The sequence below is a fragment of the Clostridium sp. DFI.5.61 genome (assembly GCF_024462915.1).
Lineage (GTDB): Bacteria > Bacillota > Clostridia > Oscillospirales > Oscillospiraceae > Lawsonibacter > Lawsonibacter asaccharolyticus.
In genome coordinates this window covers 51,076-63,840 of record NZ_JANGBZ010000010.1, presented here as the reverse complement: position 1 = coordinate 63,840, position 12,765 = coordinate 51,076, and the positions used below count along the sequence as shown (strand labels likewise).

At 51.1% G+C, this 12,765-nt stretch carries 11 protein-coding genes; 9 read left to right on the top strand and 2 right to left on the bottom strand.

Translation table 11 applies throughout. The features are described from left to right. Positions 1 to 28: 28 nt before the first annotated feature. Positions 29 to 1,441 (bottom strand): L-fucose/L-arabinose isomerase family protein, encoded by a 1,413-nt coding sequence (locus NE584_RS07310; RefSeq protein ID WP_050622762.1) that lies wholly within the window; start codon positions 1,439 to 1,441, stop codon positions 29 to 31. A 272-nt stretch (positions 1,442 to 1,713) separates the two neighbouring features. Between NE584_RS07310 and NE584_RS07305 the strand changes: the two genes are divergently transcribed. Further along, the gene (locus NE584_RS07305; RefSeq protein ID WP_050622763.1) at positions 1,714 to 2,496 is read left to right on the top strand and encodes an IclR family transcriptional regulator; all 783 of its coding nucleotides are present in this window, start codon (positions 1,714 to 1,716) and stop codon (positions 2,494 to 2,496) included. A 718-nt stretch (positions 2,497 to 3,214) separates the two neighbouring features. Beyond that, entirely contained in the window at positions 3,215 to 3,403 is a 189-nt protein-coding gene (locus NE584_RS07300) for a hypothetical protein (protein WP_256182512.1), read from the top strand. A gap of 1,370 nt (positions 3,404 to 4,773) precedes the next feature. On the opposite strand, the gene NE584_RS07295 is transcribed toward NE584_RS07300, so the two are convergent. Beyond that, the gene (locus tag NE584_RS07295; protein ID WP_256182510.1) at positions 4,774 to 5,643 is read right to left on the bottom strand and encodes a MurR/RpiR family transcriptional regulator; all 870 of its coding nucleotides are present in this window, start codon (positions 5,641 to 5,643) and stop codon (positions 4,774 to 4,776) included. A gap of 225 nt (positions 5,644 to 5,868) precedes the next feature. On the opposite strand from NE584_RS07295, the gene NE584_RS07290 reads away from it, so the two are divergent. From NE584_RS07290 to NE584_RS07260, 7 genes are all read left to right on the top strand, one after another. Continuing rightward, entirely contained in the window at positions 5,869 to 7,404 is a 1,536-nt protein-coding gene (locus NE584_RS07290; protein WP_256182508.1) for an ABC transporter substrate-binding protein, read from the top strand. Between the two features lie 67 nt (positions 7,405 to 7,471). Then, on the top strand, positions 7,472 to 8,239 hold the full coding sequence (locus NE584_RS07285; RefSeq protein ID WP_256182506.1) for a creatininase family protein: 768 nt from the start codon (positions 7,472 to 7,474) through the stop codon (positions 8,237 to 8,239). Positions 8,240 to 8,258: 19 nt separating this feature from the next. Continuing rightward, positions 8,259 to 9,239: an ABC transporter permease gene (locus tag NE584_RS07280; protein ID WP_256182504.1), complete on the top strand. Its 981-nt coding sequence runs from the start codon at positions 8,259 to 8,261 to the stop codon at positions 9,237 to 9,239. Next, positions 9,236 to 10,108 carry an ABC transporter permease gene (locus tag NE584_RS07275; protein WP_337542297.1) on the top strand — a complete coding sequence of 291 codons (873 nt, stop codon included), beginning with the start codon at positions 9,236 to 9,238 and terminating at the stop codon, positions 10,106 to 10,108. The genes NE584_RS07280 and NE584_RS07275 overlap by 4 nt, the downstream gene beginning before the upstream one ends. A 13-nt stretch (positions 10,109 to 10,121) precedes the next feature. Then, a complete protein-coding gene (locus NE584_RS07270; RefSeq protein ID WP_256182501.1) occupies positions 10,122 to 11,096 on the top strand; it encodes an ABC transporter ATP-binding protein in 975 nt (324 codons plus the stop codon). 52 nt (positions 11,097 to 11,148) lie between these two features. Next, positions 11,149 to 12,039: an ABC transporter ATP-binding protein gene (locus NE584_RS07265; protein WP_256182557.1), complete on the top strand. Its 891-nt coding sequence runs from the start codon at positions 11,149 to 11,151 to the stop codon at positions 12,037 to 12,039. An 18-nt stretch (positions 12,040 to 12,057) separates the two neighbouring features. Next, positions 12,058 to 12,759 carry a gamma-glutamyl-gamma-aminobutyrate hydrolase family protein gene (locus tag NE584_RS07260; protein WP_256182496.1) on the top strand — a complete coding sequence of 234 codons (702 nt, stop codon included), beginning with the start codon at positions 12,058 to 12,060 and terminating at the stop codon, positions 12,757 to 12,759. Positions 12,760 to 12,765: the final 6 nt, after the last annotated feature.

Sequence of the window (12,765 nt, the reverse complement as noted above, 5' to 3'; positions counted from 1 at the left end):
ATTCCCTCCTCAATTTCAGCAGGTCCGATCACTCGCCCATGACTTCGCAGTCAATATTCAGCATACTGCAGATCGTTTTCAAATCTTCTATGTGATCCCCATATACGGCATGGCAGTGATTGGCATCAAAGTCCTCCAGGAAAATGTTGTGGTCAAAGGGCAGCTTGGCAAACACATGGGGCCACTCCATGGTCGTCTCGGCCATTTTTTCTTCCGGAAGTGTAACGAATTCCGCGGGGATCAAGGTCATGCGGTATTTTCCTTCTTTGCGGTTCAGACGGGCGATTGTGGCCTTTCCAGGATGGGTCATGCAGTTCACATGGCAGCCGCCCCCGGCATATATGTTAAGCGCCGGATAGAGGGACACTTGCTTGAGATTCTCCCTGTAATCATCACTGGCTCCTGCATAGTAGGTGGACTGAGAGCCGCAGTTGCAGAAAACCATGACATCATGGTCTGCGTCATAGTGGCGCACATCCATAAAAATGACCGGATCGTGGGTCAGCAGCTTCAGGATCTGCATGGTAAGGGCTGCGTCACAGTCCGCCTCACAGGCATATACCACCGGCTCCTTCGGGCCGTCCCAATCGTAAGGGTCGTTGCAGAACGCAGCGCTGATACACTGAGTGCAATAGTGCCGGCTCATCTCATAGTGACATTTGACCCCGACAAAATCATAGTGATGCTCTCGTATGATCTGCTTTATGGCCTCATAATGCCGAATTTGAAGCTGGAGCTTTTCAGGCGTAAGCTGCCGGCCGTCATAATGAATTTTTTTCACATGCTCTTCCAGCCAGGCCATGGCTTTATCCACCTGTTCCTGAGGAATCGTCTCGCCAATGCGCAGAATTTCGGATTGATCCAAATGCTCAATATCGACGCCGAATTGTTTCTGCCAGTCCTGCATACTGACCACTGCGCTGTACATCCCAAGGCTCCGTCCACCGATCAGTCCGTATTTCTGTCCGTTGAGCTGGGTCACAACGGCTCCGCACCTGGCATACGCCAGCAGCTTGTTCAGGACCGCGGGTTCGTGGAAGTCTCCGGCCACACGATAATGCTTTATGCCAAGATGGTTGAGTGCACCGCCGGCCGCAAGCATTGCGACCATCCCGGGCCAATCGGGATTCAAATTTGCGGCAAGGACAAAGGGGCCTTTCCCGTTTCGGGCCGCAATGGCCGAAAAATTGGGGAAGGCGAACACGCCATAGGAGAATACTGTAATATCCACACCACGGCTGCGCAGCAGCTCGGCCTGTTCTTTGGCATCCCGCTCTGAGGCCACAAGTTTGTCCGCTACGATGACCTCTACCTGGCCGCTCCCGCGCAGCGCCTCCTCTATGACATCCACCTGTTTTTGAACAATATCCTTGAGTTCCTCATGGACCTCTGGGTCACCGTCAGAGAATCCAATAATTCCGACAATAGGTTTTCTCAACATAACCATTACCTCCGTCCGCCTCTATATTTCAAATATGAAATGCTATTATCATATTTGATTTATTTAATTATATTACTGTTATCCTGTTTGTCAATAATTTACGAAAGATTTTTTTGTGTATTTCAAAAATTGATTTTTATTACAAAATGAAGGAGGCTATTTTTGTTATGCCTGTTGACAAAAAGAGACCGCTTATGTAACAATAAGAAATATACGTCCAAGTTTTAAGCAGAATTTCCATATAGAATTCGGAATATGTAAGGATGATAGAAATGGAAAATTTAGAAAATCCTGTAGTGCCTGCGGTAAATCGTGCCTTGAATATTTTGGAATTTGTGGCAAAAGCCAGGGAGCCGGTCAGCATTAAGCAAGTCGCACAAAGTTTGGAGCTGCCAAATACAACGGCTTTTCGCATCGTTAAGCAATTATCCATACGGGGATATTTGGAAGAGTCTGAATCCCAGCCTGGCTGCTATCATCTGGGGCTTCAGCTTCTGACATTATCCAACGGAATGACCTATATCAATAACCTGCGGCAGGTCTGCCATGCTGAACTGGACCATCTGGCCATTGAGAGCCATCAGGCGGTCCAAATGGGAATTTTGAAGGGCAACCACGTCACCTACATCGAGCAGATCCTTCCTCCAAACCCAGTGCTGATTTATACTACCCCTTATGCAGAATTGCCCCTAAATATCAGCGCCGCCGGAAAAGTTCTCGCCGCATTTTCTTCCCAAAGTACCTTGCCCCAGTTATTGAGCCAAGTACAGTTTCAAAAAATGACTTCCAAAACGATTGATGACGTGGGCAAATTCATCAGCTACTTGGATAGAGTGCGTCAAATGGGCTATGCAGAGGACAACGAGGAATTCGCACTTGGCATCGGCTGTCTGGCGGCACCGGTGTTCAATCATGAGCTGCGCTGTGTAGCAGCGATTGGAGTCACAGGGGGGATTCAGGATTATTGCGGCGAATCAAGAGAGACCTTGGTTGCGATGCTGCTCCGCACCGCTGATACAATTTCACAAAAGCTGGGAAGGCCGCAAAACAGCTGATTGCGTATTTCCTTGGGAAAAAGCGCCGCTACGGCAATTGTGCCCAGCCATCTGAAAAATGTTTTTACCAATTTTAGAAAAAGGAAATACTGGAAAATCAGAAGCTCTAAAGAAAAAAAGGACCTGCATATCAGCAGGACCTCTTTAGGTGTACAGTTAAATTTTTACGAGGATACTGCAGCTGCTTTAGAGGTATTCTCTGGCAGTAATTTCTTCGCCCAATTCTTTTCAGCTGATGCGAGTTTTGGAGCCCCGCTCAACAGTCAGATCAGATACTGATCTGGGACAAGGCCGGTTTTCTTGGTCGTCTCAATAGGGCTGTCAGCAATTGTGCGGTTCTGGGCACAGCCCTCCGTGTTGGAGAACAGCCAGTTTTTTCACCTCACTGCAAAGAGCTTTACACTGCGCTCCGCCCGGTTGTTGCTCGATTCAACCGTCCGTCCTCCAGAAAACAGATCAGATATGGCCACTGTTTCCGCAGGCAGTGCAGTGCCCTGCCCAACGCCAGCAAAATGTCCATCACCGGTCTGGAGCGAACCATACGATGTTTAGTCGTTTTCCGGCAATACATCCGCTGATTTCTACTCAATCCCAGACAGAACATTGCTGAAGCATGTTGGTGAGGCTGCTTGTTATTGTTTTGATAGCTCTGCCCCGTTTTCCTGGCTATCTTTCTCCTTCTGCAATATCGTGTGTTGCTGCAAAAGGAGTGAGCGGTATGGCAAAACGCAGAGCCAACGGGGAGGGAAAGCTCCGAAAACGGGACGGCCGCTGGGAGGGCCGGTACACCACCGAACACGCCCCAGGGACGGACAAAGCGATTTACCGAGATGTGCTGGGGCGCATCCAGGAGGAAAACAAGGTGGAACTGAAACAGGTCATTGAGCAGGAGAAAACTGTAGATTAAGTAAGCACGAAGAAGCATACAGTGAGCGAGTGAATGGGTGTCTGGTTCGAGAACTATGCCCAAGGTGAGTTCTCCCATCCTCCCATTAGACCTGACGGGGATACATCAACGATCACATCAGACAGGTCAAATCAGCAGAAGAAAAAAGTGGGGGAATACTCTCTGGGGGCTCCCCAGTCTTACCAGCGGCTTCATGTCCCACAACGGTGCGCTTCACATACTCCGCCGGGTGCTAATGCTGCTGGGGGTTCGTAAGGTCCGGTTCTATAATCTCCATCGCACATTTGTAACTCTGACACTCCAGAGCGGGGTGGATATGAAAACCGCCTCTGGGATATTGGGGCGCTACTCAGCGGGGTTTACTCTGGACACCTACCCCTATGTCACGACAGCAGCCCAGAAGACGACGGAGAAAATTATCAACATACTAAAAAGCTGAAATCAGATATGAGCCCAGCGAAGAGGGCCGTTTGGAGAGAAGGCACAGCGGAGGATCCTGAGCTTGTACCGATGAGGGTCAAAATCTGGATCAGTTCTCAATGGCCAAAAATAAACCGCCAAAAAAGTTGTAATCATAACCACCGGCCGTGCCGGTGGTTTGCACAGGCCCCCTTGGGGCCTATTACCAGTAGAGCCTATAGGCTCATAACTGAATTACCCTTGCACGGAGCGCCCTGCCGCTATTTAAATAGCGGTGGGGTGCTCCTAATATTCATCTCTAAAACTTCTCCCCCTTTCTATCCATCGTTTTTTACTAATTCCTCGCTTCGCTCGGATATTTTTTCTGGGCATAGCTAAAGCTTTTTGGAACTACCGGCTCAGCCGGTGGTTTTCTTTATACAAAAATATAAATCGCTGAAATCATACGATTTCAGCGATTTATTGGTTGCGGGGACAGGATTTGAACCTGCGACCTCCGGGTTATGAGCTGCGGCCTGGATGTGGGTTTGGCGCCGTTGAGGACTTTTGTGTCATTTCTGCTGGGGACTGAAATATGATTTGGGACTGTTTGCTCCGGTGATTCCGTAGGCCCCAGATCCCGTATGGGTCACGGTTTGGGTCGGATGGAAGCTGCCTTCTCAAAAATCTTCGAAATGGCAGGAACTGAATTTCTCTCTTGGTTACTCTTACAGTTCACATGAACGATCTCTACTATAAAGTACCTCCTACGTTGAAATGGCTTTTGACCAAGAGATAACGATCTTTTACACATGGAGGCGAAAATTCTATACCACAACCGTTTTGCCTCACTTTTATTAGTAAACGACCACTTAGAGTTTTCCAGCAGACAATATGGCTGTCCGTTGTTCCCTTTTGAACTTCGTAGGCACCGGTGATACAGGAAAAATAGCAGACAGCATGAGACGGTCTCATTCTGGGGGGACGGTGCGCTGACGTAGATTTTCCAGCTGTTTCAACTTTTCCTCCAAGCAGGCACGCTGGCCGGACGTCTTGATGGCCATCAGGGAGGTCAACAGGGTAACAACGGAAATAGGAACCGTCATAGAGTTATAAAAGACCAGACTGGAAGTCTGACAGAGAAGAAGTGCGTCAGCATAGCAGGCAGGAGGAGCCGTAGGCTTATCTGTAATGCAAATTAAGCTGCTGTTCAGTACGGTCTTGACATTTTTTGCGATCTTCCCCAGAACCGGAGAGTAGTTGGGAAAGGAGAATACCACGAATACATCTTCCGGGCCAGCCTTGACCAAGCGGTTGGGGAGCAAATTCAGGTTATCGAGAGGAATCCGCTTGGCTGGGATGGATAGAAAATCGAGACGAGCCAAAAATAACTCAATGACAGGAATACTCAGGCCTTTTCCGACCAGATAAATTTCCCTGGCCTGGCACAACATATTAACGGCATGGATGAGAGCATCCATATTTAAGCAGGAAAAGGTGTCGGTCAGTAGACTTACTTCATGTTCCATGGCCTGGGTCAAAAAGGTTGCGTCGGAGTGGGACTGGTAGTGTCCAAGGTCGGTTTTCACTACATGGCGTGGGGAAATGACCGACTGAATATAAACTTGCAGATCTTTTTTGAAGTCAGAAAAACTGAAATACTCAATTTTCTTGCAGAAGTTTAATAGGGTGACCGGGGTAACCCCTGCCGCTTCGCTCAGTTCCTGAAGAGACATAAAGCAGCAGGTATCTCCTGCATCTAGAATATAGTCGGCGATACGGCGCTGTGTCCGGCTGAGATTGGGGTAGGCATCCCGAATCCGCTCAATTGGTGTGCTCATAGCGTCACTCACTTTACAAAGTATTCTCTTGTTTTTATATATTTTATACTTTTTAGTATGGTTTTTCAAGAAAATTATCTGTACAGATAGAACAAAGATAAACTGCGAAATATAGTAAATTATATAAAAATAAAATTAATTTATATAATTTTATTTACTGGCGAAGAAGTGTGTGATATAATGCACCTAAATCCACGGCAAATATGTATAAGGAGGAACCAAAGAATGAAACGACTGGTAAAAGTAATCATCCCACTGTTATGCCTGGTAATGCTTCTGTCTTCTTGCGGCGGAACATCAGGCGGGACGTCGGGCAGCGCTCAGTCCGAATCGGGTACCAAGAATGAACTCAAAGTGGCTATCCGCGCAGAACCGTCTACTCTGGATCCCCACAATTCGACTGCTCTGGCAAACTTCGCCGTGCAGCGAGTGGTATATGACACCCTTGTCGTGCAGAATGAAAATGGAGAAATCGTTCCCGGTCTGGCTGAAAGCTGGGAAGTCATTGATGATTTGACCGTTCGTTTCCACCTGCGGGAGGGCGTAAAGTTCTCCAACGGGCAGGAACTGACGTCGGAAGACGTGGTTTACTCCCTCCAGCGGGCAACCACTGAGCCGGGCAGTGCCTCCATGTTCTCTTCCTTCGACGGAGAAAACACCAAGGCAGTGGATCCTTATACCGTTGATATTTGCGTCAAGCAGCCCTTCGCTGCCATTTATAACTATCTGGCTTCTTCCCGCGGCGATATCATCTGCAAGAGCGCTATGGAAGAGATGGGCGGCGAGGCTTATGGCCGTCAGCCTGTCGGCACTGGTCCCTTTGTGCTGAGCGAGTGGAATACCGGCGACAGCCTGGTGCTGACCCGCAACGAGAATTATTGGGGCGACGCGCCTGCCTATGACAAGCTGACGTTCCGCATTATCACTGAGGCGGCCAACCGCACCATCGAACTGGAGACCGGCGGCGTGGACATCATCTATGATGTGTCCTCCAGTGACGTACCCAGACTGGAAGAGAATCCCAATGTAAAGATAGTTTCCGGCCCCGGTTATAAGTTCTCCTATATTACCATGAACATGGAGATGGCCCCCTACGACGATATCCGTGTGCGTGAGGCCCTGGTGCTCTCTCTGGATATGGCTTCCATCGTTAAGACGGTCTATGGTGACAGCGCTGAGCTGGCCGACTCTCTCATGGCCCCCACCGTATTTGGATACAGCAAGATTGGTCCCTACCCCTATGACCCCGAGAAGGCCAAGGAACTGCTGGCAGAGGCTGGTTATGCTGACGGTCTTGAGATCACAGTCATGCTTAACGAGGACCGCGATTTTATCAACGTAGTAGAAATCGCCCAGAATATGTGGAAAGAGGTGGGTATCACCACCAATATCGAGATCATGGATCAGGCCACCTTGCTGTCCAAGGCGGCAGAGGGTACCGTCTCCATGGGGGTGACCAACTCCACGCCGACCACCGGTGACCCCGATCACGCGTTGATGATTTGGCCCACCACGTATGATAGCTTCCTGCGCAACAACAACACCAAGATTGACGAGTATCTGGCTGCCGGCAAAGCCGCTTATGATGAGACTGAGCGTGCCGCAATCTATAAGGAAGCAATGGAGTATATGTGGCAGCAGTATAACCTGATCCCCATTTGCTTCACCAACGCCATCTACGGCACTGGCGCGGATGTTGAGAACTTCGAGTGTCACCCCGGCAATACTCCAAACTTGGCAAAGGTAACCTTTGCGTCCTGAATGATCTAATCATCCAAAAGGTGGGCGCCTGTATGGCGCCCATCCTTCTATAATGAGGTGTAAGAAAATGGAAGAAAAGAAGCAGCGTCTTGTGTTGGGAGAAATGGTGTGGCCAGAGGTAGAAAAAGAACTGCCCAACATTAAGGTAGCAGTAATTCCAGTGGGTTCCTGCGAGCAGCACGGCCCCAACACTACCTTCATCACCGACAGTGAGCGGGCCTATGCGTTCTGCAAAATGCTGGGAGACCGGGTGGGAAATAAGATCCTCATTGCGCCCCCAGTGACTTACGGCATTAGCACGCACCATATGCCCTTCCCGACCACCGTCACCCTGCGGATTGAAACAATGATTCACCTCTTGTGCGACATTGCCGAGTCCTTTTCTAAGCATGGGATCAAAAAGATCCTGTTCGTAAACGGACACGGAGGCAACCGCCCGGTTCTGACCTCCGCTGTAACCAAACTACAGTATGAGTACGGAATCGATGCCTATTGGTCCACTATGGGTACCAATTTGGCCAGAGCGCAGATCAGCAAGAAGATGGAGATTCCCTCCATGATCGGCCATGCCTGTGAGGTAGAGACCTCTCAGTGCATGTATCTGTGCCCCTGGGTAGTCCATGAGAATTTGCAGCCAGGCCAGCTGCACACGGAGAGTATGTATTTCCGCAAAGTGCTCAGTGACGGAGCGGGAGCCTGGAACTGGAAGAAGGACGCCTCTGAAAACGGTGCATTGGGAGATGCAAGACGGTCCAGCCGGGAGATCGGGGAAGAAATGACTCAAATCGCCCTGGACTATTTTGAAAAGCTGATTGAGGAGATTATTGCCCGTTAAGAGAGAGGGGGGGGCCAACATGTATCGGTATGTCATTAAGCGAATCCTGATGATGATCCCCGTCATGCTGGGGGTTACGTTTGTTATTTTCTCCATGATGTACATATCAGAGGGGGATCCCGCACGGATGATCCTGGGCGAAGGTGCGCAAGAGGCCGAAGTTGAAGCTCTGAGAGAAGAACTTGGCCTTAACGATCCATTTTTGACCCGATATGTGAACTACATCAAGGGAATTGTCACAGAAGGAGATTTGGGTGTGTCCTATACCACTGGCCGTTCTGTCAGTGAAGAAATTTTTGACCGGTGGCCCACCACAATGCTCCTGGCAGTACTCAGCGTTTTGTTGGCAACAGCGATTGGGGTTCCTACGGGAATCATATCAGCAACAAAACAATATTCAATCTTTGATAATTTGGCCATGGTTTTGGCTCTTGTGGGCGTGTCCATGCCAAACTTCTGGCAGGGTTTGGTGTTGATTTTGGTATTTTCCGTCTACCTGGGTATCCTGCCTCCTTCCGGCTTCTATGGTCCCATGTACTGGATTCTGCCTGCCGTAACCATCGGCACCAGCACGGCGGCTACAATCACCCGTATGACCCGCTCTTCTATGCTGGATGTCATTCGCCAGGACTATATCCGTACAGCCAGAGCCAAAGGCCTCTCCGAACGGGTGACCATTACCCGCCACGCCCTGAAGAATGCGCTGATTCCCATTATTACCGTCGTCGGCCTGCAGTTTGGCCGTGGCCTGGGCGGAGCAATTTTGACAGAGTCTATCTTCTCCATTCCCGGTCTGGGCAAGCTGATGGTAGATTCCATCAAGTCCAGAAACTATCCGGTGGTTCAGGGCGGCGTGCTGTTTATTGCCATCGCCTTCAGTCTGATCAATCTGCTGGTAGATATTCTGTATGCTTATGCAGATCCTAGAATTAAGTCTCAGTATCAAGGACACAGTAAGCGGAAGAAAAAGTCCGCAGGAAAGGCAGGGAAAGCAGCATGACACCCAAAGAGATGATGCGCAGCCGCCGTCGTGCCCAACGCAAAGAAGCTTGGGTTCGGTTGTACCGGAACAAAGCCGCTATGGTGGGGCTGGCTATCCTGCTGATGCTGTTTATCGTAGCCATTTTTGCGCCAATTATTGCGCCCTATCACTATGACGAGCAGAACTATCAAATTGCCAATCAGTATCCCAGTTTTGCCCATCCCTTTGGCACAGATAACCTGGGGCGTGATATCCTCAGCCGTCTGATCTACGGATCCCGGGTCTCCTTGCAGATCGGCTTTATCGCCGTAGGCATCGGTGCGGTAGTGGGAGGCCTTTTGGGTGCATTTGCCGCATTTTACGGCAAAGCAGTGGATAATATCATCATGCGCTGCGTGGATATTGTGTTGGCCATTCCCAGTACCCTGCTGGCCATCTCCATCTCCGCGGCTCTGGGCCCTGGCCTCACCAATGCTATGATCGCGATTGGTATTGGCAGCGCCCCGAACTATGCCCGTATTGTACGTGCCTCGGTACTGACGGTCAAGGAACAGGAGTTTGTGGAGTCGGCCCGCTGTGTGGGTGCAGGAGATCTATACATCATCATCCGCGAGATCCTGCCCAATGCGCTCTCGCCCATTATCGTCCAGGCCACTCTGGGCGTAGCGTCCGCCATTTTGTCCGCTGCGGCGCTGAGCTTTATTGGGCTGGGCATTCAGCCGCCCTCTCCGGAGTGGGGCGCCATGCTCTCTGCCGGCCGGGTATATATCCGTGACTTCTGGCCCATAGTCACGTTCCCCGGATTGGCGATCATGCTTACGATTTTTGCCCTGAATCTGTTCGGAGACGGTCTGCGGGATGTATTGGATCCCCGCCTGAGAAGATAGGGAGGATGCAAGCATGGAAAATCTTTTGACAATCCAAAATCTCTATACAGAATATGCTACCGACCACGGTCTGGTACAGGCGGTAAACGGAGTCTCCCTGACCATCGGCCGCGGAGAGACCCTGGGACTGGTGGGCGAAACCGGAGCCGGAAAGACCACCACGGCCCTGTCTATCCTTAAACTGATCCAGTCCCCTCCGGGGCGAATTAAAAGCGGAAAGATCTTCCTGGGAGACCAGGAGCTGACTGTCTGCTCGGATAAGGAGATGCAGAAGATCCGCGGTAAGCGCCTGTCCATGATCTTCCAAGATCCCATGACAGCGCTGAACCCTGTCATTACCGTGGGCAACCAGATTGCGGAAGTGATCCGGCTGCATGAGAAGTGCTCCCGGGCAGAGGCGGAAGTAAGAGCCAGTGAAATGCTGGAAATGGTAGGAATTCCTGCTGAGCGTTTTCGAGAGTATCCCCATCAGTTTTCGGGAGGCATGAAGCAGCGCGTGGTAATCGCGATTGCTCTGGCTTGTATGCCCGAACTGCTGATCGCCGACGAGCCTACAACCGCTCTGGATGTGACCATTCAGGCCCAGGTGCTGGATTTGATCTCCAAGCTGCAGGAAAAACTGGGAACGGCAGTTTTGCTGATCACCCATGACTTGGGCGTGGTAGCGGAAGTCTGCAAGCGGGTGGCCATTATGTATGCCGGCGAAATTGTGGAGTGCGGGACCACGGAGCAGATTTTCACCCTTCCGACACATCCCTATACAGTGGGTCTGTTCCAATCTATCCCTTCTGTTACCCACCGGGTACGGCGGCTGCAACCTATTGCAGGGCTGATGCCTGACCCCACCGCACTGGGAGAAGGGTGCCCCTTTGCACCCAGATGCCCCCACTGCACACAGCGCTGCCAGGAGAAGCGGCCCCCGATAAAGGACTTGGAAAACGGACACATGGTGAAATGCTGGAAAGAATGGGGGGAGTCCTGTGAGTAGTCCCTTGCTGGAAGTCAACCACTTGAAAAAATACTTTAAAACCCGCTCTGGAATGCTGCATGCGGTGGACGATGTGTCCTTTGTCCTACAGCCTGGAGAGACTCTGGGCGTGGTAGGTGAGTCTGGCTGTGGAAAGTCCACCTTGGGCCGTACGCTGGTGCGGTTGCTGGATCCTACCAGCGGTGAGATCCGGTTCAAGGGTACCGATATCAGCGGCATCAAAGGCAGCCAGCTGAAGGATCTGCGTACTCATATCCAGATGATCTTTCAGGACCCGTTTTCTTCTCTGAATCCCAGAAAGACGGTACGGGAAAGCATTCTGGAGCCGCTGAGACTTAACGGCCGCCACTCCGCGGTAGAGATGGAGGAGCGGGTCAACGAGCTAATGGATACGGTGGGACTGGCGCAGCGTCTGGCATATTCCTATCCCCACGAGCTGGACGGCGGACGTCGACAGCGTATTGGAATTGCCCGGGCATTGGCGCTTCAGCCTGAGTTCATCGTATGTGATGAACCGGTATCTGCCTTGGACGTCTCTATTCAGGCACAGATTCTGAATCTTATGCAGGACGTTCAGGAGGAGCGGAAACTTGCTTATTTGTTTATCACGCACGACCTGTCCGTGGTGCACCATATGGCCAATCGAATTATGGTCATGTATTTGGGGCAGATGGTAGAGCTGTGCAGCGGAGACGATCTCTTTGAACACCAATATCATCCCTATACCCAGGCGCTGCTGTCGGCCATTCCCACGCCCACATTGCACCAGAAAAAACGCATCTTACTCAAGGGGGAGATCACATCTCCCATTGATCCTCCCGAGGGCTGCCGTTTTGCACGCCGCTGCCCCTATGCGGACGAGCACTGCAAGAATGTCACGCCGGAGTGGAGAGAAGTATCGCCTGGACACTTTGCCGCTTGCAACAAGGCAGAAAGTATGTAAGTGAGGGAGAGAAAAGAAATGTCACAGCGACCACTGGTTTTAGTCACACCCTCGGACGTGGTATCCAAGGGCGGATTCCCTGCCCGGTCAGTGAATTGCAACTACCTCCAGGGGGTGGCACAGGCAGGCGGGCTTCCCGTCGTTGTAGCGGAACCCTCCTGTCTGAAGGAGTATATCCAGATTGCCGATGGACTTTTGCTCACTGGAGGGGTTGACATCGATCCTCACTGCTACGGACAGAGTCCCATCGACCCGCCGGAGCACTATGACCAGCCCCGAGACGATGTTGAATTGGAGCTTGCCAAAGAGTTTATCCAGTTGGGAAAGCCAATTCTCGCAATTTGCCGGGGATTTCAGATGATAAATGTGGCCCTGGGTGGGGTGCTGCTCCAGGATATTCCGACTTGGTGCGGTGCAGACCACAGCGGGGGACTCAGACACTCGGTGGAACTGATACCGGGCAGTAAACTGAGCAGCTGGTTTGGAACAGAAATCGAGGTCAACAGCTATCACCACCAGGGAATCCGAGTGGAGGAGCTTGCGCCGCCGCTGCGGTTGAGCGCGTTCTGGGAGTCAAATGAGCAAAAAATTGTGGAGGGGTATGAACATCCGTCGCTGCCGATTTTGGGCGTTCAGTGGCATCCGGAACGGATGTTGGAGGACCCCAAAGCCAATATGTCTGTACTCTTCCGGTGGCTGTTGGAGAACACGCATAGATAATTATAT